Below are 21,729 nucleotides of genomic sequence, written 5' to 3'. Positions count from 1 at the left end.
CCTGGCCGCCCGCCCACGGTGCGGCGACTGCTCTCGCGGGCACCGCACTCAGGGCCGGCGGGCGGTGAACGGGGCGGTCGCGGGCGGGGGATCGTTCGGCGCGGGCCCCGGCCGCTCCACCGCGGTCGGCCGCTGTCCGGTCGGCGACGCGATGCCGGCCGGGCGGTCCGGCGGTCAGACGTCGGAGGGCGGCTCTTGTTCCGCCAGACGTTTGATCGCCGACAGCCGGGAGTCCCAGTCGGACGCGACCCGGTTCATCCAGCGGGCCGTGGCGTTGAGGCGCTCCGGCAGAACCGTGTACCGCGCCTCGCGGCCCTCGCGTCGGCCCACGACCAGACCGGCGCGGGTGAGGATCGCGAGATGCTTGACGATCGCCTGTCGGCTCACCGGGAGTTCCGCCGCCAGGACGGTGGCGGTCGCCCGGCCGTGGGCGGCGAGCGCGTCGAGGATGCGGCGTCGGGTCGGATCGGCGAGCGCCGACAGGACCTCGGAGGCCACGGACTCCTGGGCGTCGACGGCCCGTGAGGCGTCGGGTGCCGCGTCGGGGCGGTCGGCTTCCGGAGAACGGGTCGCCGGGGGAGGGGCCCCGGGGTCCCGGGCCGGGGGGTCCGGGTCCGCGCGGTCCCTGCCGTGCTGTGCCGTGCCGTCCGTCATGCCGGCGGCTGTTCCGCGTACTTCTGGATGTTGACAACCTGTTCGGCCCAGCCGCCTTCGTGGCTTTTGTACGACGCCGTGTCCATCCGGTCCTCCGGGATGACGATCGAGGCGAAGCCGGTCTCCACGACCCGCAGATGCGTGCCGTCGCCGACCGGGGTGAGGGTGAACTCCACCAGCGTCGAATTGCCGTCCACCGCCTGTTCGCCGGGGTACGCGGACGCCCAGCGGTAGGCGAAGCGGGTGGGCGGGTCCACCTCGACGATCGTCGTCGGGAACTGCCCGAACTCTCCGTGGTCCAGGAACATCGTGCCGCCGGGGCGCAGATCGACCGGGGTCGGCTCGCCCTGCCCGAACCAGGAGCCGACATGCTCCGGCTCGGTGAGCACCGCCCAGACGCGCTCGACGGGCGCGGCGATGGTGATCTCCTTCTCGATGCGGTCCTTGCTCATGATCCATGCCTCCTTGAGTGATGTGCTACTCAATGGTTGCACGTCGATGCGGGAGGTGCAACTGATGGGTTGCGCGAGTAAGGGGTGGATGCCGTCCGATTCGCCGGGGAGCCGGTGGGAGCCGTGTGGCCCCCGGTGTCTGTGATGAACTGAACACCGGATCAATGTGGTGGGAAGAACGGGGGGAGCCGGTGGGAGACTTGGGTCGTGTTCGAACTCCTGCCCGGAACCGGAATGGTGCTGCCGCACCAGGTCGGCACTCTGCGTTTTGGCATGAGCGAGTACGCCGCGCAGTGGGCGGTCTCGATGATCTGCGAAGTCCGCCCGGGGACTGTCCACGGTGCGGCGTGGGCGTTCCGCGGCGAGTACCTGGGGCTGGGGATCCAGGTCTGGGGCGCGACCGGCGGCCCGCACACCAAGGGCGTCGGCTATGTGGAGCTTGCCCGGGTCGCCCGTGATGCCACGGGCGCCGAACCGACCTGCCCGGCGCTCGCCCCGGTGGTCCACAACGGGGTCGACCTCTTCGGGTACCCGAGAGATGATGTGGCGGAGTTCCTTCCGGCGACCGCCCGTGTGAACCACGGCACCGGACGTCCCGGCGGCTACATCCAGTCGATCGGCCTGCGCAGCCCGGTGTGGGACTTCCCGTACCGGTGACGGCGGGACTTTCCGTAGCGGTACGCGCGGAGGGGGCGTCAGCGCCAGCCCGACACGATCAGCGACAGACCGAGGACGAACCCGCCGCCCAGCAGCGCCAGATACACCGGGTAGTACCGGCGGTAGCGCCGCAGCAGCACCCCCAGCGCCGCGAACGCCAGTCCCACCGTCAGCGTCCGGGAGCCGCGCGCCGCCGCGGCCGACGCCAGCCAGTCGCCCGCCGGGACGTCCGCACGGCCGGCCTCGGCCGCGTACACCTTGAACGGGATGCCGTTCCACGGCTGATGCCGTACCGCGTCCGCCGATTCGAGCGCCAGCTGGTGCCGGGCCTCGGCCCGCATCCGGTCCGTCGTCAGCGGGGCGGGCAGCCCCACACCCGCGCCCGCGAGCTGAAGAGCCAGGAGTGAACCCGCGAGACTGCCCGCCAGCGCGGTCAGCGAGAGGCGCAGGGCCGCGTACGGGGCCGCCACGCAGGCGGCGGCCAGCAGCAGTTCGGGCATGAGCGGCCAGCTCAGCGCCTCGGCGAAGGCCCAGACGAAGGCGATCGGCAGCCATCGGCGCGAGGCGGCGACCGAGGCGATCCGCCGACGCGCCGACGAGTCCCGCAGGGACTCCGCGTTCGTACGGCGATGCAGCGCGGCGACCGCGTCCCGTGCCTCGTCCGGAGTGACCGACGGCGGCAGAGGCTCACCGATCCGCACCCGTACGAGCGATGACCGCAGCCGTCCGTGCTTCGGCAGCAGGCGGTCCGTGCCCGCGATGCCGACGGGCACCACCGGCACGCCCGCCCGCTCGGCCAGCACCAGCGCACCCCGGTGGAAGGAGCCCACCGAGCCGTCGCCACCGCGGGTGCCCTCGGGGAAGAGGACGACCGCGCGCCCGGCGCGCAACTCGTCCGCCATGGCCAGGAGATCGTCCATTCCGCCTCCCGTGCGCCGGACCGGGAACCCGGAGGCGAGCCTGCGGCAGACACGGCTGCGCCACGGAGAGGCGAACCAGTAGTCGGCAGCCGCGCCGATCGCGGGGGTGTGGCGGGCGTCGAGCGCGGCCAGCAGCGCGGCGGTGTCGGCGTGCGACGAGTGGTTGGCGACGACGACGCAGCCACCGCGCGGCAGCCGTCCCCGCCGCTCGATCCCGCCGGTGAGGGTGAGGACGAACCACCACAGTGCGCGTCGCAGCAGGGAAGCGGTACGGGAGGGAGCGGACCGGTCCCGGTTCAGGGCGCGGTTCCGGTTCCGGACCGGGTTCGGCGCATGGTCCCGGCCAGGCTCCCGGTCCCGGTCCCGGTCCCGGTCCCGGCCAGGCTCTCGGTCCCGGCCAGGGTCCCGCTCCGCGGGAGGGCCGACCGGGGGTACCGATGCCGTGACAAGCCGTTCCGTCCTCTTCGGCGCGTTCCTCGTCACGGGCTCACCACCATCGTCAGCAGCAGCGCCGGCAGCAGCGAGTCGATCCGGTCCAGCAGCCCGCCGAACCCCGGCAGCCAGCTGCCCGCGTCCTTGACTCCCGCCTCGCGCTTGACCATCGACTCCAGAAGGTCGCCCAGCACGCAGCCGGCCAGCACCGCCGCCCACAGCACGAGCGAGAACGATCCGACGGCGAACAGCGCCAGGCCCGTCGCCGCCGCCGCGCCCACGACCCCCGCCCAGGTCTTGTTCGGCGACAGAGGAGACAACCGCCGGGCCAGGGGACCGCGCCGCCCCAGCGCCGTACCGCCGCACCACGCGCCCACATCGCCGAGTGCCACCGCCAGCCCCACCGCGACCGCCGTCTCCCCGAGCGTGACCAGGCCGGTCAGCGCGACCGGGATCCACAGCAGCGCGAAGACCGAACGGGCGGCACGGGTGAATCCGGACGTGTCGTCGCCCGACAGCAGCGCCGGCAGCACGGCCGCGAGCAGCAGCGGCCCGGCCGCCCTCGGATCCAGCGCGGCGGGGGCCAGCCACGCCAGTCCGGGCAGTACGACGGCGGCCGTCGCCAGCACGGCGTGGTCCGCCGGCCTCAGCCCGGCCATCCGCGCGTACTCGCTCACCGCGATCACGCCCAGCGCCGCCGCCAGCGCGAACGCCCCGCCCGCGCCCAGGAACAGCGCTCCCAGGAACACGGGCGCGGCGATCGCCCAGGTACGCCAGCGCCTGCGCAACTCCGCCCGCGTCCGGACCCGCGAGGGCAGCGCGGCGACGGCTACGCCGCCCGCCCCGAGGGCTCCGGCGACCAGTACGGTCGCCCGCCCGGCCGCCTCACCCGCCAATGTGAGCGTGATCACGCGCCCAGCTCCTTCCAGAGCCACCCGAGCCGGACCAGGGCGGTGAGCGCCGACCCGACGGCGATGACGATCAGCACCGGCACCGCCCAGCCCGTCGCCGCGGCGACGATCACCAGCAGACAGCGCTCGGTCTTGCCGACCGGACCGCCGTTGCGGCGGGGGGCGCCCGCCGCCGCGCCCGCGAGGGACACCCAGGACGGAAGGGTCGCGGCCAGTCCCGCCAGGGCCACCAGCCAGAGCGGAGCCAGCGTCAGAAACCCGGCCAGGACCACCAGATCGGCCGCCCGGTCGCCGAGTTCGTTGAGGACCGCACCCCGCCGGGTGGTGCGGCCGGTGTCACGGGCGAGCGCGCCGTCGAGATTGGCGAAGCCGAGCCGGGCCGCGAGCAGAACGGCGACCGGAGGCGCGGCGAGGGGCACGGGCAGCCAGGCGAGCGCCGCCGCCGCGCCGGCCGCGCACACCACACCCGCGACCGTGAGCGTGTCGGGCGATACCGCGCGCCGGGCGAGCGCGCCGCGTACTCCGGCGAGCCGGGCCGCGTACCAGGGTTTGAGAGCGTAGAGGCCGTTCATGCGGCCAACTCTCGCCGTGTGACCGATTCCTCACCATCGACCGGATACTCAGATGCGCCATGAGTATGTGTAACGCGTGGGACCTGCGAGGCTCTGTTGTATGACTGATATGCCGCGCACCGCCCACACCTCCCAACTCACCTCCGTCGAACTCGCAGAGATCCGCGCCATGCTGGAAGTCGCCTTCGACGGGGACTTCAGTGAAGAGGACTGGGACCACGGTCTGGGCGGGGTCCACGCCCTGGCGTACGACTCCGAGGGGCTCGCCGCGCACGGCAGTGTGATCATGCGCCGGGTGCTGCACGACGGACGGTCGTACCGCGTCGGATACGTCGAGGCGTTGGCGGTCCGCCCGGACCGCCAACGGCAGGGCATCGGCGGCCGAATGATGGAGAGTCTGGAGGCCGTCATCGACCGGGCGTACGTCTTCGGGGCCCTGTCGGCCTCTCCCGAAGGGGCGGGGCTGTACCGTTCGCGCGGCTGGCGGCTGTGGCCCGGACGGATCGAGGGGCTCGGGCCGGCGGGCGTGGAGCACTTCGCCGAGTCGGAGGACTCCACGTATGTGTGGGGCAGGATTCCGGGTGGGTCGGGTGCGCTGACCTTCGACTGGCGTGACGGGGATGTGCTCTAGGCTCCCGTGCTCCCAGCCCTGGCACCCGCCGTGCTCCCCGCCCCGGCACCCGCCCGCCGCCGACGGCTGATCAGGGCATCAGAGCGCGCCCGCGTCCCGTGCCGTCCACACCGACGGGTACAGCGGCCGGAAGCCCAGCTCGTCCCTGATCCGCGCATTGGACACCATCCCGTGCCAGGGATCGGGGTCTTCGCGCTCGGACGCCCCCTCCGGCAGCGGCACTCCGTTGAGCCGGTGCAACTCGGCCGCGGACACGGGGGCGTCGTCCGAGACGTTGTACATCCGCCCGGAGGCGCCGGGCGCGTACAGCAGGCGCAGCAGCCCCTGTGCGACATCCGCGTGGTGCACCATCTGGAGCCGTTTGTGCGCGGCCCAGTCCTTGGCCCACATCAGCGACTGGGCCAGATGCGGATCACCCTCCCCGTACACGAAGGAGAGGCTCCCGATCCGTACGTCGAGACCGCGCTCCCGGTGAAGTGCCAGCAGTCCGGCCGCCGCCTCGGCCTTCGCGGCCGGATAGGGGCCCCAGAGTGACCCGCCGGGCACGGTCCCGTCCTCCTCGACCAGGGGGCGGCCGCGCCCGGCCCCGTACGCGAGATTGGTGCTGACCTGTACGAAACGGTGCGCCCCCGCGTCCAGCGCGGCCAGCCCGAGCGCGAGGGCCGCATCGCGGTTGACCTCCCACGACTCCGCGTCCGGAACCCCCCGGAAGGCCGCCGCGATGTTCACCACCGCGTCCGCCCCGGCGAGCGCCTCGCGGACGGTCGCCTCGTCGCGCAGGTCGCCTACGGAGATCTCGGCCCCGAGCGCGCGCAACGGCGCGGCCCGCGCCTCGTCCCTGACCAGAACGCGGACCGTGTCACCGGTCCGTACGGCAGTGCGCTGGAGGAGCCGGGGAACGAAGCGCCGCCCGACCTCTCCCGTGGAACCTGTCACCAGCGTCAGCATCACGTTTCTCCTCGGCGGAGGCGGTGTTCGGGGGCCGGTCTCGGCGACCGGCCGCCGCCAGCGTCGGCCGCCTGTTCGCGCCGCGGGAGAGCCGTGTCCATCCAGGGATCGGCACTCCCTCGATACGGACTGGATGGGCGCCGTCCGCCCGGCCATGCTGGAGGCGTGGACCGCACCGGACTCGCCGACTTCCTGCGCCGCCGCCGTGCGCGGCTGAGCCCCGCCGATGTGGGCCTCGCGGCGGGCGCCCGCCGACGTACGCCGGGGCTGCGTCGCGAGGAGGTCGCCCGGCTGACCGGAATGTCCACCGACTACTACACCCGGCTCGAACAGTCGCGGGGCTCGCACCCCTCACGCCAGATGCTGACCGCGCTCGCCCGCGCCCTGCGGCTGGGCGAGGACGAGCGCGACCATCTCTTCCATCTGGCGGGGGAGGAGCCGCCGCGCGCGACCCACGGCTCGGCCCGGCATGTACGGCCCGGACTGCTGATGGTCCTCGACCGGCTGTACGACGCTCCCGCGCAGGTGATGAGCGACTGGGGCGAGGTGCTGGCACAGAACGCGCTGGCCGAGGCGCTCGCCGGGGGCCCGGCGGTCGGGACGGTCGGCCGCAATATCGTCCGCCAGTGGTTCACCGACCCGGCCGCCCGCTCGCTCTTCCCGCCCGAGGACCACGACCAGCACTCCCGTGGTCATGTCGCCCAGCTCCGCGCGGTGCTCGCGGCCCGGCCCGCCGATCCCGGCCCGGCGGGGCTGGTCGCCGAACTGCTGGCGGTGAGCCATGAGTTCGCCGCGCTCTGGGAGGGCCACGAGGTGGCGATCCGCCGTGCCGCGGTCAAACGCTTCGTCCATCCGGTCGTCGGGCTCCTCGAACTGGACTGCGAGGTGCTGATCGGGGCGGACCGGGGACAGGTGCTGATCGTGCACAGCGCGAGGCCCGGCACACCGGCGTACGAGAGGCTTCGGCTGCTGCGCGTGGTGGGCCTGCAGAGCATGCGGCCATAACGCTGTGACCAGGGGGTTCCATGATTTCCGTCTCAGATAGTAGGAAGTCCGATTATTTGTAGAGACAGAAGCGCGTACCTGTCCTAACTTTGTAGGAGCCGAACGTCTCGCTCGATCCAGCGAATGGCGGTCCTGAGCCAGTGCCCGAGGCAGGCAACCCCTGCGGCGCGCTCACCGCCCCATCCGGCACCTCGAAATCCCCGTGATCTCAAGGAGTCGATCACCATGCCCGCTGAGACCGCTCGCCGCGTCCGCCACGCGTCCGCTCGCACGACCGAATCCGACCGCCGGAACGCCGCCGCCGCGCTGCAGCGCGCGCTGGACCGGCGTGACAACGGCGGAGCCACGGGGCACTGACCCCGAGGCTTCCCGCGAACCGCGAACCGCGAACCGCGAACCGCGACCCACGCCCCACGAACCCCTTCGGACGCCTGAACCCCTTCAGGCGTCGGCCTCCCCGGCCGGGAAGGCGTCCGGGGACGGATCCGGACGTCAGGCGCCCGCGGTGCCTGTAGTGGACCCGTACCGTCCAGTACGTGGACGCCCCGTGTCATGGGATGGGACGACGAGTAGGGTGCCCCTCATGTCTCGCAGCCTCAACATCGCAGTGATCCCCGGTGACGGCATCGGTCAGGAGGTCGTGGCCCAGGGTCTCAAGGTCCTGTCGGCCGTCCTCCCGCAGGATGTGAAGCTGGAGACCAAGGAGTACGAACTCGGGGCCCAGCGCTGGCACCGCACCGGGGAGACCCTCCCCGACGCGGAGCTGGAGGCGCTCAAGGGCCACGACGCGATCCTCCTCGGCGCCATCGGCGACCCGACCGTGCCCTCCGGCGTACTGGAGCGGGGGCTGCTGCTGAAGCTGCGCTTCGCCTTCGACCACTACGTCAATCTGCGTCCGTCGAAGCTGTTCCCGAACACCGCCACTCCACTGGCCGGTACGCCCGACATCGATTTCGTCGTCGTGCGTGAGGGAACCGAGGGCCCGTACACGGGCAATGGCGGCTCGCTGCGCACCGGCACCCCCGCCGAGGTCGCCACCGAGGTCAGCCTGAACACCGCGTACGGAGTGGAGCGCGTCGTCCGTGACGCGTACGAGCGGGCCAACTCCCGCCCCCGCAAGAAGCTGACGCTGGTCCACAAGAACAACGTCCTCGTCTACGCGGGCCACCTGTGGAAGAACATCTTCGACGCGGTCGGCAAGGAGTACCCCGAGGTCACCACCGACTATCTGCACGTCGATGCCGCGACGATCTTCTTCGTCACCCAGCCGGAGCGCTTCGACGTCATCGTCACCGACAACCTCTTCGGCGACATCCTCACCGACCTCGCCGCCGCCGTGACCGGCGGCATCGGCCTGGCCGCGTCCGGCAACATCAACCCGACGGGCGCCTTCCCGTCGATGTTCGAGCCCGTCCACGGCTCCGCGCCCGATATCGCGGGCACCGGCAAGGCGGACCCGACGGCCACGATCCTCTCCGTCGCCCTGCTCCTGCGGCACCTCGGCTTCGAGTCCGAGGCCGTCCGTATCGAGGAGGCCGTCTCCGCGGACCTCGCGGGCCGCGACGGGGTCTTCCGTACCACGGACGAGATCGGCGACGCGCTCGCCGTACGAGTAGCCGGCTGACCCGACGATTCCACCGAGCCGCCGGGTCGCATCAGCGCCCGGCGGCTTCTGCTGTGCGGCCACCGGGTGCGACCATCAACCCTGGACCGTGTTCTCGCTGCTTTCCGCCGATTCCCGAGCAGTACCGCTGATTTACGCTGTTTCCCGGCGGGTTCCTCCGTTCCACCCCGCTTTCTCGCTCCAGCCCGATCGGGCGATAATCGAACCGGGCCGTGGCATGCGGGAATGCTCGGACGTCCTAGCACCACCAGCGGCGTGAGCGCGGTCCGTCAAACCAACGGTGAAGGACTTTGCACTCATGACGACGCCCACGATCGAGCTGAAGCCGTCCGCGAACCCGCTCTCCGACGCGGAGCGCGAGGCGATCCTGGCAGACCCCGGATTCGGCCGCCACTTCACCGACCACATGGTGACGGTCAAGTGGGCCGAGGGACGCGGCTGGCACGACGCCCAGCTCACGCCCTACGCGCCGCTGTCGATCGACCCGGCCAATATGACCCTGCACTACGCGCAGGAGATCTTCGAGGGCCTCAAGGCGTACCGCCGCCCCGACGGCTCGGTCGCCACCTTCCGCCCCGACGCCAACGCCGAGCGCTTCCAGCGCTCGGCCCGCCGTCTCGCCATGCCGGAGCTGCCGGTCGAGACGTTCATCGAGGCGTGTGACGCGCTCGTCCAGCAGGACAAGGCGTGGGTTCCGGCGCACGGCGGCGAGGCGTCGCTGTACCTCCGCCCCTTCATGATCGCGACCGAGGTCGGCCTGGGCGTCCGGCCGGCCAACGAGTACCTCTTCATCGTCATCGCCTCCCCGGCCGCCGCGTACTTCGCGGGCGGGGTGCGGCCCGTCTCCGTCTGGCTCTCCGAGAACTACGTCCGCGCGGTCCCCGGCGGCATGGGCTTCGCCAAGACCGGCGGCAACTACGCGGCCTCCCTTCTCGCTCAGGCCGAAGCCGCCGCCAAGGGCTGCGACCAGGTCGTCTGGCTGGACGCCCTGGAGCACCGGTGGGTCGAGGAGATGGGCGGCATGAACCTGTACTTCGTGTACGGGGACCGCATCGTCACCCCCGAGTTGACCGGCTCCCTCCTGGCGGGCATCACCCGTGACTCCTTGCTCAAGCTCGCCAAGGACCTCGGATACGAGTCCGAGGAGGGCCGGATCTCCACCGAGCAGTGGAAGCGGGACACCGAGAACGGCTCGCTCACCGAGGTCTTCGCCTGCGGCACGGCCGCGGTGATCACCCCGGTCGGTTCGGTCAAGTCCACGGGCGGCGACTGGATCCAGGGCGACGGACAGCCCGGCGAGGTCACGCTGAAGCTGCGCAAGGCCCTGCTGGACATCCAGACCGGAGTCGCGGCGGACGAGCACGGCTGGATGCACGAGCTGGGCTGACCCGCCGCTCGCGTACGGCCGGCGCTCCCGCTCCCATCGCGGCAGACCGCCGATCGCCGGCCGGCGACAGCCGACCGCTGGCCGCGACCGTCGGCCGCCACCGCTGGCCGCCACACCCCGTCCATGCCCCCGTCCCCGCATCGGTGAGACCCGCTCCCGCCGCCGCGAGGACGGGGGCATGGGCGCGTCCGAGCGGACCGTGAGCCGGCCGGAGCCGTACGGCACCGGCCGCCACGGGGAACCCGTACGCGGTTGCCCGTACCGCCGACCGCGACCGGCCAGGATCCGTCCGCAGGATTCGTCCGTACGGGCGTTCCGCGCGGCGATCCGGAACCACACCCGCGATCCGGAACCAAACCCGCAATTCGGAACCACGCCCGCGATCCGGAACACCTTGTGGATCCGGTCGGAGTCGTCTTACCGCCGGTTACCGCCAGCGGTTCGAGCATCACTCGATCCATGAAGCGCCCCTGCTTCTCTCGCGGCCGCCATAAGGTTAGAGTGGCGCTCTAAAGGAGGTGTGGCGGGATGCGACTTACCCCTACCGAGCGGGATCGGCTGCTGCTCTTCAGCGCTGCCGAGCTGGCGAGGGCGCGCCGGGCCAGGGGGCTGCGGCTGAACGTTCCGGAGGCGACGGCCCTGATCGCGGACACGGTGTGCGAGGCCGCCCGCGACGGGCGGAGGCTGGCGGACGCGATCGAGGCGGCGCGGTCCGTTCTCGGACCCGATGACGTATTGCCCGGTGTCGCCGACGTGGTGACCGAGGTCCAGGTCGAGGCGGTCTTCGACGACGGGACCCGGCTGGCCGTGGTCTCCGACCCGATCGGCGGCGGCGGTCTCGGCACTGCCGCGCCCGGCGCGGTCCTGCCGGGCCCGGCCGATCCCGTGCCCGCGCCCGTGGCGCGTCTGACCGTACGGAACACCGCGCCCGTACCGGTGAGCGTCACCTCGCACTTCCACTTCTTCGAGGCCAACCCCCGCCTCGACTTCGACCGTTCGGCGGCGTACGGGATGCGGCTCTCCGTCCCCGCGGGCTCCTCCGTCCGCTTCGACCCCGGCAGCGAATGCGAGGTCGGGCTGGTCCCCATCGGCGGCGACCGGATCGCGATCGGCTTCGCGGGCTTGGTGGACGGCCCGCTGGACGCCCCCGGCGCGAAGGAGGAGGCCCTGCGGAACGCGGCTGCCTGCGGCTACCTGGGTGCGAGCGCTCCGGAGGCGAACCGATGACCGGAATCGATCCCCATGAGTACGCCGCCGTCCACGGCCCCCGCGCCGGGGACCGGGTCGTCCTCGGAGACTCCGGGCTCGTCGTGCGCGTCGAGTCCGACTCCCAGCGCCCCGGTGACGAGTTCCTCGCGGGGTTCGGCAAGACCGCCCGCGACGGACTGCACCTCAAGGCCGCCGCCGTACGCGAGACCTGCGACGTCGTCGTCAGCAACGTCCTCGTCATCGACGCCGTCCAGGGAATCCGCAAGGTCTCCATCGGCATCCGCGAGGGCCGGATCGCCGGCATCGGCCGCGCCGGGAACCCGGACACGCTCGACGGCGTGGACGTCGTCGTCGGCACCGGTACGACCATCGTCTCCGGCGAGGGCCTGATCGCCACCGCCGGAGCCGTGGACACCCATGTCCATCTGCTCTCGCCGCGCATCATGGAGGCGTCGCTCGCCTCCGGCGTCACCACCGTCATCGGCCAGGAGTTCGGCCCGGTCTGGGGCGTCGGCGTCAACTCGCCCTGGGCGCTGAAGCACGCCTTCGGCGCGTTCGACGCCTGGCCCGTGAACATCGGCTTCCTGGCCCGTGGCTCCTCGTCCGATCCCGCCCCGCTGATCGAGGCCCTCGCCGAGGGCGGAGCGTCCGGATTCAAGGTCCACGAGGACATGGGCGCGCACACCCGCGCGCTGGACACCGCGCTGAGGGTCGCCGAGGAACACGACGTCCAGGTCGCCCTGCACACCGACGGACTGAACGAGTGCCTGTCGGTCGAGGACACCCTGCGGGTGCTGGACGGCCGCACGATCCACGCCTTCCACATCGAGGGCTGCGGCGGCGGACACGTACCCAACGTCCTGAAGATGGCCGGCGTGCCGAACGTCATCGGCTCCTCCACCAATCCGACCCTTCCCTTCGGCCGGGACGCCGTCGCCGAGCACTACGGCATGATCGTCTCCGCGCACGACCTCAAGACCGATCTGCCCGGTGACGCGGCCATGGCGCGCGACCGCATCCGCGCCGGAACGATGGGCGCGGAGGACGTACTCCACGACCTCGGCGCGATCGGCATCACCTCGTCCGACGCGCAGGGCATGGGCCGCGCGGGCGAGACCGTACGCCGGACCTTCGCCATGGCAGGGAAGATGAAGGCCGAACAGGGCCCTCTGGACGGCGACGGCCCGCACGACGACAACGGCCGCGTCCTGCGTTACATCGCCAAACTGACCATCAACCCCGCCATCGCCCACGGTCTCGCGCAGGAGATCGGCTCCATCGAGGTCGGCAAGATGGCCGACATCGTGCTCTGGGAGCCGCGGTTCTTCGGGGCGAAGCCCCAGCTCGTACTGAAGTCGGGCTTCCCGGCGTACGGAGTCACCGGCGACCCCAACGCCGCCACGGACGCCTGTGAGCCGCTGGTCCTGGGACCGCAGTTCGGGGCCTTCGGCGCGACCCCGGCGGACATCTCCGTCGCCTTCGTCGCGCGGGCCGCAATCGACCTCGGCTCCGATCTGCTGCCGACGCGCCGGCGCAGGGTCGCCGTCCAGGGCACGCGCGGCATCGGACCGGCCGACCTCAGACTCAACTCCCGGACCGGCGCGGTGGGAGTGGACAGCCGCACCGGACTGGTCACCCTCGACGGCGACCCCATCCGTTCCGAGCCCTCGGACTCGGTCGCCCTCAACCGCCTCTACTTCCTCTGACACCCCTCTACTTCCTCTGACACCCCTCTAGGACCGCCGAAATGTTCCGTATGCCGCCCGAATGGGCCCCTCATGAGCGCACCTGGATGGCCTGGCCCGTCCCCAACACCACCTTCAGCGGCGATGGCCTCACCGCGTCCCGCCGCGCCTGGGCGGACGTCGCCCGTGCCGTACGCCGCTTCGAGCCGGTCACCATGGTCGTCGGCCCCGGACTGACCGGCGAGGCACGATCCGTCCTCGGCCCGGAGATCGACATCGTCGAACGCGATCTCGACGACGCCTGGATGCGGGACATCGGCCCCACCTTCGTCACGGACGGCACCCGCCTCGCCGCCGTGGACTGGGTCTTCAACGGCTGGGGAGCCCAGGATTGGGCCTCCTGGGAGCACGACTCCAAGATCGCCCGCCATGTAGCGGACCTCGCGGGCGTCCCCGTCCACAGCTCGGCCCTCGTCAACGAAGGCGGCGGCATCCATGTCGACGGCGAAGGCACGGTCCTGTTGACGGAGACCGTACAGCTCGGCCCGGAACGCAACCCCCAGTGGACGAAGGACGAGGTCGAGGCGGAGATCCACGCCAAGCTCGGCACGACCACGGCGATCTGGCTCAGGCGCGGACTGACCGCCGACTATCCGCCGCACGGCTACGGCACCCTCGGCCATGTCGACATCGTCGCCGCCTTCGCCGGCCCGGGGGTCGTCGTCGCCCACACCCAGCCCGACCCGGCCCACCCGGACCACGAGATCTGCAAGGAGAACGTGGCGTTCCTCCGGACCCGGTCGGACGCCCGCGGCCGGCCCATCGAGGTCGTCGAGGTTCCCGCGCCCACGGTGGTACGCGACGAAGAGGGCGGCTGGGCCGACTACTCGTACATCAACCACTACGTCTGCAACGGCGGTGTGGTGCTCTGCGCCTTCGACGATCCGCGCGACGAGGAGGCCGCGGCGATCTTCCGCCGCCTGTACCCGGACCGGGAGGTGGTCCTCGTGGACGCGCGGACCATCTTCGCGGGTGGGGGAGGCATTCACTGCATCACGCAGCAGCAGCCCCGGTCGGGCGCCTGACCCGTCGCTCCGACGCCCGAGGTCCGGCATCCGGCATCCGGCATCTGGTATCGGGTATCCGGTATCGAGTATCCGGCGTCGGGTATCCTACATCCTGCATCAGATCGCGACGCCGGATCACCGCCGCGCGGGGCAGCGGGACGTGGGGCACCGCCGACGGCACCCGGTTCGTCCGCCGGCGTGCGCCGAGGGCGCTCGGCAATCCACCGCATCGCCCCGGCGGCCGCCCCAAGTCCGGTACAACGTACGGGTGAAGCTCATGCCACAAGGTGGTCGCCGACGACCGAACGAGACCGTTCCTGGCGGAAATGTTCACGCGGAGGCTGTCGTATGACCCGTCGGCAGGGTTCCCGGCGGCGGAACGTCGCACCTCCCCGTGAGTCCGTCCTCGCCGCCGCGATGGCCACCATCGCCGAGAGCGGACTCGACTCCCTCACCATGGCCGGGCTCGGCCGGGAGGTCGGAATGAGCAGCGGCCACCTCCTCTACTACTTCCGCACCAAGGACGAACTCCTGCTGCGGACCCTGGAGTGGAGCGAGGGCCGCCTCGGCGTGGAACGCGGCGAACTGCTCTCCCGGCAGACCCCGGCGGCGGAACGGCTCGACGCCTATGTGGAGTTGTACGTCCCCGACGGACCCCGCGACCCGCACTGGATCCTCTGGCTGGAGGTCTGGAATCGGTCCCAGGGCGCGGACGACGAGGCGCGCCAGCGCCAGGCGGCGATCGAGGGAGCCTGGCACCGGGACCTGGTGGCCCTGCTCGCGGAGGGGATTTCGCGGGGCGAGTTCCGCAGGGTCGACGCCGACCGTTTCGCCACCCGGCTGCGCGCGCTGCTCGACGGCTTCAGCGTTCATGTCGCGGTCGGGCTTCCGGGTGCCGGACGTGAGCGCGCTCTCGCTCACGTAAGCGAATTTCTGACCGAATCACTCCTGGCGTCGAACACCTGACGGTATGCGGCTTCCGTGCCCCACATGGCCTGTGCCTGCGCGGGAACGCAACGCACGCAAGTACTCCTGATCGTTGCCACTGCAACTCTTGTCCGCCCCAGGCGCCTCCGGCACGGTTCCGCCCATGGGACGAGAGCACTGGAAGAAGATCTGGGTCGGCTCCGCCGGAAACATGGTGGAGTGGTTCGACTGGTTCGTCTACGCGAGCTTCGCCACCTACTTCGCGGGCGCGTTCTTCCCGGAGGGAGACGACACCGCGAAGCTCATGAACACCGCGGGCATCTTCGCCGTCGGCTTCTTCATGCGCCCGGTCGGCGGCTGGCTGCTGGGCCGGGTCGGCGACCGCAAGGGCCGCAAGACGGCGCTCACCCTCACCGTCACTCTGATGTCCGCGTCGGCCGTCCTCATCGCCGTCGCGCCGACCTACTCGGTCGCCGGATACGGCGGCGCGGCCGTGCTGCTGATCGCCCGTCTGCTCCAGGGTCTGTCGGTCGGCGGCGAGTACGCCGCCAGCGCGACCTATCTCACCGAGGCGTCCCCGCCCGAGCGCCGGGGCTTCGCCTCCAGCTTCCAGTACGTGTCGATGACCGCGGGCCAGATCCTCGGCCTCGGCCTCCAGATCATCCTCCAGCGCACCATGTCGGACCAGGCACTGCACAACTGGGGCTGGCGCATCCCGTTCATCATCGGCGCGCTCGGCGCGGCGGTCGTCTTCTATCTGCGGCGCGCCATGCTGGAGACCGAGGTGTACGAGGAGTCCGCCGCGGACACGCCGGCGGGGGAGAAGGGCACGATCAAGGCGCTGCTGGCGCACAAGCGGGAGGCGTTCCTGGTCATCGCGCTGACGATGGGCGGGACGGTGGCGTACTACACGTACACGACCTATCTGACGAAGTACCTCTCCAACTCCGCGGGCCTGCCCAAGCAGACCGCGACGCTCGTCTCCTTCTGCGCGCTCATCGTCTTCGCCTGCCTCCAGCCCTTGGCAGGCCGCCTCTCCGACCGCGTCGGCCGTCGCCCGCTGCTGATCACCTTCGCCCTCGGCTCGACCTTCCTGACGGTCCCGATCATGACGATGCTCCGGCACGCGGGGTCCTTCTGGCCCGCGCTGGGCCTCGCCCTGCTCGCGCTCGTCGTGATCACCGGCTACACCTCCATCAACGCCTGCGTGAAGGCGGAACTCTTCCCCACGGGCGTCCGCGCCCTGGGAGTCGCCCTCCCGTACGCGATCGCCAACGCACTCTTCGGCGGCACGGCCGAGTACGTCGCCCTCTGGTTCAAGGACGCGGGAGCCGAGTCCGGCTACTACTGGTACGTGGCGGGGTGCGCCGCGGTGTCCCTGATCGTCTACGTCACGATGCGCGAAACCCGCGACATCGACCTCACCCACGTCAACCCCCGCCCCCGCGATTCCCCCTCACACCTCCCCAGCCCCGACCACCCCACCCCCTCGAACGCCTGATCCCACGACACCGGGCCCGCGCCTTCCAGCCTCGCCGACGTTTGAGGCGCGGGGTCCGGGGCGGAGCCCCGCGGGGTCCGGGGCCCCGGGTCTTCACCAGGTGACCCGCCGGCCCAGCGCCCAGCGCCCGCAGGGGTCGGGGGTTGGGCTGGCTTCCCGTGTCCGGCTACGGGCGGATGTTGCGGCCCGCACGTCTCAGCCTCGCCGACGTTTGAGGCGCGGGGTCCGGGGCGGAGCCCCGCGAGGGTTGGCCCACCTGGGCCTGCACGAGGCGTCCCGCCGGGCCGGCGCCCAGCCGCAGGGGGCAGGGGGCCCGCCTGGGCCTGCACCAGACCACCCGCCGGGCCGGCGCCCAGCGCCCGCCCGGGCTCAGCCGCCGTTCGAATGGTGAGACCCCTATCCCACCCACCCCATGCATATGGCAGGATGACTCCGTGCTTTCGTTCGCCATCATTATCGGCAGCAGGCGCGCCGGTCCGCAGTGACCGCCTCGTACCACCACGTACGACGCGCTCACCGTGCCCCAGACCCGCGCGCAGACCTCTCGCACCCGCGAGGGGTTTTTTCGTTTTCCGGCCCCGACCCCGGCCGAAAGCGGCTCGCGCGCGAAGATTGGGGGCAAGTGGAGTCAGTAATTCCGGGAGCCACTTTCATCCGACAGGAGCAAGACAGCCATGACCACACAGTCCACGGACAAGGGCGCGGACAAGAGCGCGGCGACCGACGACGGCTTCCATGTGTTCGACACGACACTCCGTGACGGCGCCCAGCGCGAGGGCATCAATCTCACCGTCGCGGACAAGCTGACCATCGCTCGGCACCTGGACGACTTCGGCGTGGGGTTCATCGAGGGCGGCTGGCCCGGCGCCAACCCGCGGGACACCGAGTTCTTCGCCCGCGCCCAGCAGGAGATCTCCTTCAGGAACGCCCAGCTCGTCGCGTTCGGCGCCACGCGCCGTGCCGGCGCGCGCGCCGCGGACGACCCCCAGGTCCAGGCACTGCTCCAGTCCGGCGCCCCCGTGATCACCCTCGTGGCCAAATCGCACGACCGGCACGTGGAACTGGCCCTGCGCACCACCCTCGAAGAGAATCTGGAGATGGTCCGGGACACCGTCTCCCATCTGCGCGAACAGGGCCGCCGCGTCTTCGTGGACTGTGAGCACTTCTTCGACGGCTACCGCGCCAACCCCGAGTACGCCAAGGCCGTCGTACGGGCCGCGTCCGAAGCGGGCGCGGACGTCGTCGTCCTCTGCGACACCAACGGCGGGATGCTCCCCGCGCAGATCCAGGCCGTCGTCTCCACAGTCCTCGCCGACACCGGGGCCCGCCTCGGCATCCACGCCCAGGACGACACCGGCTGCGCCGTCGCCAACACGCTCGCCGCCGTGGACGCGGGCGCGACCCATGTCCAGTGCACGGCCAACGGCTACGGCGAGCGGGTCGGCAACGCCAATCTGTTCCCCGTCGTCGCCGCGCTGGAGCTGAAGTACGGCAAGAAGGTGCTCCCCGAGGGCGCGCTCACCGAGATGACCCGGATCTCGCACGCGATCGCCGAGGTCGTCAATCTGACGCCCTCCACCCACCAGCCCTACGTCGGCGTCTCCGCCTTCGCCCACAAGGCCGGACTGCACGCCTCCGCGATCAAGGTCGACCCGGATCTCTACCAGCACATCGACCCCGAGCAGGTCGGCAACACCATGCGGATGCTGGTGTCCGACATGGCCGGCCGCGCCTCCATCGAGCTGAAGGGCAAGGAACTGGGCATCGACCTCGGCGGCGACCGCGAACTGGTCGGCCGGGTCGTCGCACGCGTCAAGGAGCGTGAGCTCCAGGGCTACACCTACGAGGCCGCCGACGCCTCCTTCGAGCTGCTGCTCCGCGGCGAACTCCGCGGGGGCGAGGCGGAGGGAGCCCTCCGCTACTTCCGTACGGAATCCTGGCGGGCCATCGTCGAGGACCGCCCCGACGGCACCCACGCGAACGAGGCCACGGTCAAGCTGTGGGCCAAGGGCGAGCGGATCGTCGCCACCGCCGAGGGCAACGGCCCGGTCAACGCGCTCGACCGGGCGATGCGCGTCGGTCTGGAGCGCTTCTACCCCCAACTGGCCAAACTGGAGCTGGTCGACTACAAGGTCCGCATCCTCGAAGGCCGCCACGGGACCGACTCCACCACCCGCGTCCTGATCACCACCGCGGACGGCAACGGCGAATGGTCCACCGTCGGGGTGGCGGACAACGTCATCGCCGCCTCCTGGCAGGCGCTGGAGGACGCCTACACCTACGGCCTGCTCCGCGCGGGAGTCGAACCGGCCGCCTGACGCGGTGACGCCTGACGCCGGTGACCGGGAGCGCTCACCGGCGGACCTTTCCCGCGCCGGCCTCTCCCGGCATAACGTTGGCATTTATCGCCACTTGTCCGAAAGCTTCGAAAATTCACCCTTTCGGGTAGCGTCGAAGGATGAGGACCAGGACGAGGCTCTTCTCCGCACTGTCCGGTCTGCTGCTGGCGCTCTCGGCGACCACACTGGTCACGGCCACGGGAGCGCAGGCGGCCACCGGACCCGCCACCGTGGCCGAGGCGTTCCGGAGCGGCCCGGTCTATGTCGATCCGCGCGCCTCGGGACAGCTGTCCCGGACGGACGCGGAGGATCTCGCCCGGAAGATCAAGGCCGCGGACAAGCCCCTCTTCGTCGCCGTCCTGCCCAACGCCCCCGAGTTCTCCCCGGACAACGTCCTGCGGAACATCCGCACCGAGACGGGCGTCACCGGTCTCTACGCCGTACGGCTCGGCGACGGCTTCAACGCGGGCGCGGACAGCGCCGTGCTGTCCCGCCCGGCGGTGGCCAACCTGGTCACCGCCGTCAAGACGCCACCGGGCGTCGACGCCGCCACCCAGCTGAACAACTTCGCCGACCAGGCCCTGCCCCAGATGCGCGGCAGCGCCCCCGCCTCCTGGGGCACCTCCGCCGACGGCGACGGCAGCATGAACACGGGCGCGCTCATCACCCTCGGCGCCTTGGTGGCGGTGGGCGGGACGGGGGCGTACGCCGTCATGGCCCGCAACCGCCGCAAGAAGGCCGCCGAGGAGCGCGCGGCCCTCGACAAGCTCAGGGTCGTCGTCGACGAGGACATCACCGCGTACGGCGAGGAGCTCGACCGGCTGGACTTCCACCCGTCGGAGAAGGGCGCCGACGATGTCATGCGCGCCGACTACGAGCGGGCGCTCGACTCGTACGACAAGGCGAAATCCCTGATGGGCTCCGCCCAGCACCCCTCGGACGTACGGGGAGTGACCCATGCCATCGAGGACGGCCGCTTCAGCCTGGCCACCCTGGACGCGCGCCGCAGGGGCGCGCCCGTCCCCGACCGCCGGGCCCCCTGCTTCTTCGACCCCCGGCACGGACCGTCGGTCACCGACGTGACCTGGACCCCGCCCAGTGGCATCCCGCGCGAGGTCCCGGTCTGCCGGGCGGACGCGACCCGCCTGGAGGACGGCCTGGAGCCGATGGCCCGCACGGTCGACACGGAGACCGGCCGCCGCCCGTACTGGGAGGCGGGCCCGGCGTACGGCCCCTGGGCGGGCGGCTACTTCGGCGGCGGCCTGCTGCCCGGCCTGCTGGTGGGCACGGTGCTCGGCAGCATGCTCGCCACCCCGGCGTACGCGGCGGAGTACGGCGGCGGAGACTTCGGTGCCGGCGGCGACTACTCCGGCGCGGACTTCGACTCCTCCGACTTCGGCGGAGGGGACTGGGGCGGCGGCGGGGGCTTCGACGGCGGTGGAGGCTTCTGACGGCCGAACGTCACGGGCGTACGGTCAACCGTCCGCCTCCGCGGACGGCCCCTACCCGCGTCCAGTCCGCCTTCCCCGCCGCCCGTCAGGCTTCCCCCCGCCCGTCAGGCTTCCGCCCGCTTCCGCCCGCGCGGTTCACCCACCCGTCCCCGCACAGCGGAGCGCCCGCCCTGGCCGTTGGGGGATGCCAGGACGGGCGCGCTCTGGGGCCCACGCGAAGGGGCGGGCGTCACGCGGCCTTGATCGCGGAGATGTCGAAGTTCAGCTTCACCTTGTCGCTGACCACCACGCCGCCGGTCTCCAGCTTCGCGTTCCAGGTCAGACCCCACTCGGAGCGCAGGATCTGCGCGCTGCCCTCGAAGCCGACGCGCTCGTTGCCGTAGGGGTCCGTGGCCGAGCCGTTGAACTCCAGGTCGATGCTGAGCGGACGGGTGGTGTCCCGGATCGTCAGGTCGCCGATGATGCGGTACTGGTCGCCACCGAGCTGCTCGGCTCCCGTGGAGCGGAAGATCATCACGGGGAACTGCTCGACGTCGAAGAAGTCGGCGCTGCGCAGGTGGTTGTCACGGTCGGCGATGCCGGTGTCGATGCTGGCGATCTTCGCTTCGATCGTCGCCTGGGAGGCGGACGGGTCCGAGCCGTTCAGGACCAGATGGCCGTCGTACTCGCCGAACGTGCCGCGCACATTGGTGACCATCGCATGGCGGACCGTGAATCCGATGCTGCTGTGCGCCGCGTCGATCTGGTAGTCGCCGCTCAGGGCTGCGAGCGCGGGGTCGACCGGCGCGGCGGTGGCGTCGGACTTGCGGTTGAAAATGGCCATGGCGGACTCCTCTGTGGGGCAGGGGTTATTGTTCAAGCTTCAACGAGATTGACTGTAGACGCATTCCCTTTAAAGTTCAACATCTTCCGGAGTGGTTGGCTCGAAAGATGCTTCCGGGCGTCGGGCGCCGGTCGGTCGACGGCGGCCGGTGCTCTCCGCGCCCGGTGTCCCCGTACGCGATCCCGTACGCGAACGGAGCAGCGCCGCCGTGATCCATCCCAGTGATCCGGCGCGCACCGGGGATCCGCCGGAAACCGCCTGGCGACACCCCGTCCGAGGGGTCGCCGCAAGGGACCCGGATTCTGAGGTACTCGACACAGGCGGCGCTCCGCGGCTGCGGCTGAACGGCGGAACGGCGGGGGAGAGGCGGCACTCAGCTGTGGCCGGGGGTTGAACGTCTTGTTGACTCCCAACAAACAGCAGTGCCTCGACGCTGGTGGTTGGGCCGCTGTGCCGAGTGGTTCTGTTCAAGGCTGACAGGAGAAACGTCCCGAGACTGTACGGAGTCAACGGCAGGGTTTCCGAGGTCGGATC

General features: G+C 71.3%; 20 protein-coding genes. 13 read left to right on the top strand and 7 right to left on the bottom strand.

Annotated elements, in window-relative coordinates; translation table 11 throughout:
• Positions 1 to 174: 174 nt before the first annotated feature.
• The gene (locus tag ACWEFL_RS00225) at positions 175 to 498 is read right to left on the bottom strand and encodes an ArsR/SmtB family transcription factor (protein WP_451706138.1); all 324 of its coding nucleotides are present in this window, start codon (positions 496 to 498) and stop codon (positions 175 to 177) included.
• Between the two features lie 152 nt (positions 499 to 650).
• Positions 651 to 1,106 (bottom strand): SRPBCC family protein, encoded by a 456-nt coding sequence (locus ACWEFL_RS00220; protein ID WP_451705177.1) that lies wholly within the window; start codon positions 1,104 to 1,106, stop codon positions 651 to 653.
• A 207-nt stretch (positions 1,107 to 1,313) separates the two neighbouring features.
• On the opposite strand from ACWEFL_RS00220, the gene ACWEFL_RS00215 reads away from it, so the two are divergent.
• Entirely contained in the window at positions 1,314 to 1,763 is a 450-nt protein-coding gene (locus ACWEFL_RS00215) for a hypothetical protein (RefSeq protein WP_451705174.1), read from the top strand.
• Between the two features lie 38 nt (positions 1,764 to 1,801).
• Here the strand turns inward: ACWEFL_RS00215 and ACWEFL_RS00210 are convergent, their stop codons facing one another.
• The 3 genes from ACWEFL_RS00210 to ACWEFL_RS00200 form a co-directional block, all read right to left on the bottom strand.
• Positions 1,802 to 2,983 carry a lysophospholipid acyltransferase family protein gene (locus ACWEFL_RS00210; protein WP_451706135.1) on the bottom strand — a complete coding sequence of 394 codons (1,182 nt, stop codon included), beginning with the start codon at positions 2,981 to 2,983 and terminating at the stop codon, positions 1,802 to 1,804.
• Between the two features lie 179 nt (positions 2,984 to 3,162).
• On the bottom strand, positions 3,163 to 4,023 hold the full coding sequence (locus ACWEFL_RS00205) for a phosphatidate cytidylyltransferase (protein WP_451706132.1): 861 nt from the start codon (positions 4,021 to 4,023) through the stop codon (positions 3,163 to 3,165).
• Positions 4,023 to 4,598 carry a CDP-alcohol phosphatidyltransferase family protein gene (locus ACWEFL_RS00200; protein WP_451705172.1) on the bottom strand — a complete coding sequence of 192 codons (576 nt, stop codon included), beginning with the start codon at positions 4,596 to 4,598 and terminating at the stop codon, positions 4,023 to 4,025. Before ACWEFL_RS00200 ends, ACWEFL_RS00205 begins: the two co-directional genes overlap by 1 nt.
• 100 nt (positions 4,599 to 4,698) lie before the next feature.
• Here ACWEFL_RS00200 and ACWEFL_RS00195 point away from each other — a divergent pair, with 100 nt between their 5' ends.
• The gene (locus ACWEFL_RS00195) at positions 4,699 to 5,229 is read left to right on the top strand and encodes a GNAT family N-acetyltransferase (protein ID WP_451705169.1); all 531 of its coding nucleotides are present in this window, start codon (positions 4,699 to 4,701) and stop codon (positions 5,227 to 5,229) included.
• Between the two features lie 78 nt (positions 5,230 to 5,307).
• On the opposite strand, the gene ACWEFL_RS00190 is transcribed toward ACWEFL_RS00195, so the two are convergent.
• Complete coding sequence (locus ACWEFL_RS00190) at positions 5,308 to 6,177, bottom strand: NAD-dependent epimerase/dehydratase family protein (RefSeq protein WP_451705166.1); 870 nt, start codon at positions 6,175 to 6,177, stop codon at positions 5,308 to 5,310.
• A 165-nt stretch (positions 6,178 to 6,342) separates the two neighbouring features.
• Here ACWEFL_RS00190 and ACWEFL_RS00185 point away from each other — a divergent pair, with 165 nt between their 5' ends.
• The 11 genes from ACWEFL_RS00185 to ACWEFL_RS00135 all read left to right on the top strand — a co-directional run bounded on the left by ACWEFL_RS00185 (position 6,343) and on the right by ACWEFL_RS00135 (position 20,372).
• Positions 6,343 to 7,182, top strand: coding sequence for a helix-turn-helix transcriptional regulator (locus tag ACWEFL_RS00185; RefSeq protein ID WP_451705163.1), 840 nt, complete (start codon positions 6,343 to 6,345; stop codon positions 7,180 to 7,182).
• 225 nt (positions 7,183 to 7,407) lie between these two features.
• A complete protein-coding gene (locus tag ACWEFL_RS00180; RefSeq protein WP_451705160.1) occupies positions 7,408 to 7,539 on the top strand; it encodes a hypothetical protein in 132 nt (43 codons plus the stop codon).
• A 226-nt stretch (positions 7,540 to 7,765) separates the two neighbouring features.
• Positions 7,766 to 8,806 (top strand): 3-isopropylmalate dehydrogenase, encoded by a 1,041-nt coding sequence (locus ACWEFL_RS00175; RefSeq protein WP_451705158.1) that lies wholly within the window; start codon positions 7,766 to 7,768, stop codon positions 8,804 to 8,806.
• A gap of 298 nt (positions 8,807 to 9,104) precedes the next feature.
• Complete coding sequence (locus ACWEFL_RS00170) at positions 9,105 to 10,193, top strand: branched-chain amino acid aminotransferase (RefSeq protein ID WP_451705154.1); 1,089 nt, start codon at positions 9,105 to 9,107, stop codon at positions 10,191 to 10,193.
• 528 nt (positions 10,194 to 10,721) lie between these two features.
• Complete coding sequence (gene ureA / locus ACWEFL_RS00165; RefSeq protein WP_451705153.1) at positions 10,722 to 11,420, top strand: urease subunit gamma; 699 nt, start codon at positions 10,722 to 10,724, stop codon at positions 11,418 to 11,420.
• Positions 11,417 to 13,108, top strand: coding sequence for an urease subunit alpha (locus tag ACWEFL_RS00160; RefSeq protein WP_451705151.1), 1,692 nt, complete (start codon positions 11,417 to 11,419; stop codon positions 13,106 to 13,108). Before ureA ends, ACWEFL_RS00160 begins: the two co-directional genes overlap by 4 nt.
• A 41-nt stretch (positions 13,109 to 13,149) precedes the next feature.
• Entirely contained in the window at positions 13,150 to 14,172 is a 1,023-nt protein-coding gene (locus ACWEFL_RS00155; protein ID WP_451705148.1) for an agmatine deiminase family protein, read from the top strand.
• Between the two features lie 330 nt (positions 14,173 to 14,502).
• Positions 14,503 to 15,120 carry a TetR/AcrR family transcriptional regulator gene (locus ACWEFL_RS00150; RefSeq protein ID WP_451705147.1) on the top strand — a complete coding sequence of 206 codons (618 nt, stop codon included), beginning with the start codon at positions 14,503 to 14,505 and terminating at the stop codon, positions 15,118 to 15,120.
• Between the two features lie 124 nt (positions 15,121 to 15,244).
• The gene (locus tag ACWEFL_RS00145; RefSeq protein ID WP_451705144.1) at positions 15,245 to 16,582 is read left to right on the top strand and encodes an MFS transporter; all 1,338 of its coding nucleotides are present in this window, start codon (positions 15,245 to 15,247) and stop codon (positions 16,580 to 16,582) included.
• Between the two features lie 674 nt (positions 16,583 to 17,256).
• A complete protein-coding gene (gene cimA, locus ACWEFL_RS00140) occupies positions 17,257 to 18,900 on the top strand; it encodes a citramalate synthase (RefSeq protein ID WP_451705141.1) in 1,644 nt (547 codons plus the stop codon).
• A gap of 140 nt (positions 18,901 to 19,040) precedes the next feature.
• The gene (locus ACWEFL_RS00135; RefSeq protein WP_451705138.1) at positions 19,041 to 20,372 is read left to right on the top strand and encodes a hypothetical protein; all 1,332 of its coding nucleotides are present in this window, start codon (positions 19,041 to 19,043) and stop codon (positions 20,370 to 20,372) included.
• Positions 20,373 to 20,601: 229 nt separating this feature from the next.
• Here ACWEFL_RS00135 and ACWEFL_RS00130 read toward each other — a convergent pair whose 3' ends face one another.
• Positions 20,602 to 21,195: a YceI family protein gene (locus ACWEFL_RS00130; RefSeq protein ID WP_451705136.1), complete on the bottom strand. Its 594-nt coding sequence runs from the start codon at positions 21,193 to 21,195 to the stop codon at positions 20,602 to 20,604.
• Positions 21,196 to 21,729 lie beyond the last annotated feature (534 nt).

Source organism: Streptomyces sp. NPDC004838 (assembly GCF_053600955.1).
This window is presented reverse-complemented; position numbering and strand designations above follow the sequence as displayed.

Excerpts from the sequence above, each read along its gene's own strand:
- ACWEFL_RS00220 (WP_451705177.1), bottom strand. The coding sequence starts at position 1,106 with ATGAGCAAGGACCGCATCGAGAAGGAGATCACCATCGCCGCGCCCGTC.
- ACWEFL_RS00200 (WP_451705172.1), bottom strand. The coding sequence starts at position 4,598 with ATGAACGGCCTCTACGCTCTCAAACCCTGGTACGCGGCCCGGCTCGCC.
- ACWEFL_RS00195 (WP_451705169.1), top strand. The coding sequence starts at position 4,699 with ATGACTGATATGCCGCGCACCGCCCACACCTCCCAACTCACCTCCGTC.
- ACWEFL_RS00190 (WP_451705166.1), bottom strand. The coding sequence starts at position 6,177 with ATGCTGACGCTGGTGACAGGTTCCACGGGAGAGGTCGGGCGGCGCTTC.
- ACWEFL_RS00180 (WP_451705160.1), top strand. The coding sequence starts at position 7,408 with ATGCCCGCTGAGACCGCTCGCCGCGTCCGCCACGCGTCCGCTCGCACG.
- ACWEFL_RS00175 (WP_451705158.1), top strand. The coding sequence starts at position 7,766 with ATGTCTCGCAGCCTCAACATCGCAGTGATCCCCGGTGACGGCATCGGT.
- ACWEFL_RS00170 (WP_451705154.1), top strand. The coding sequence starts at position 9,105 with ATGACGACGCCCACGATCGAGCTGAAGCCGTCCGCGAACCCGCTCTCC.
- ureA (WP_451705153.1), top strand. The coding sequence starts at position 10,722 with ATGCGACTTACCCCTACCGAGCGGGATCGGCTGCTGCTCTTCAGCGCT.
- ACWEFL_RS00160 (WP_451705151.1), top strand. The coding sequence starts at position 11,417 with ATGACCGGAATCGATCCCCATGAGTACGCCGCCGTCCACGGCCCCCGC.
- ACWEFL_RS00155 (WP_451705148.1), top strand. The coding sequence starts at position 13,150 with ATGTTCCGTATGCCGCCCGAATGGGCCCCTCATGAGCGCACCTGGATG.
- ACWEFL_RS00150 (WP_451705147.1), top strand. The coding sequence starts at position 14,503 with ATGACCCGTCGGCAGGGTTCCCGGCGGCGGAACGTCGCACCTCCCCGT.
- ACWEFL_RS00145 (WP_451705144.1), top strand. The coding sequence starts at position 15,245 with ATGGGACGAGAGCACTGGAAGAAGATCTGGGTCGGCTCCGCCGGAAAC.
- cimA (WP_451705141.1), top strand. The coding sequence starts at position 17,257 with ATGACCACACAGTCCACGGACAAGGGCGCGGACAAGAGCGCGGCGACC.
- ACWEFL_RS00135 (WP_451705138.1), top strand. The coding sequence starts at position 19,041 with ATGAGGACCAGGACGAGGCTCTTCTCCGCACTGTCCGGTCTGCTGCTG.
- ACWEFL_RS00130 (WP_451705136.1), bottom strand. The coding sequence starts at position 21,195 with ATGGCCATTTTCAACCGCAAGTCCGACGCCACCGCCGCGCCGGTCGAC.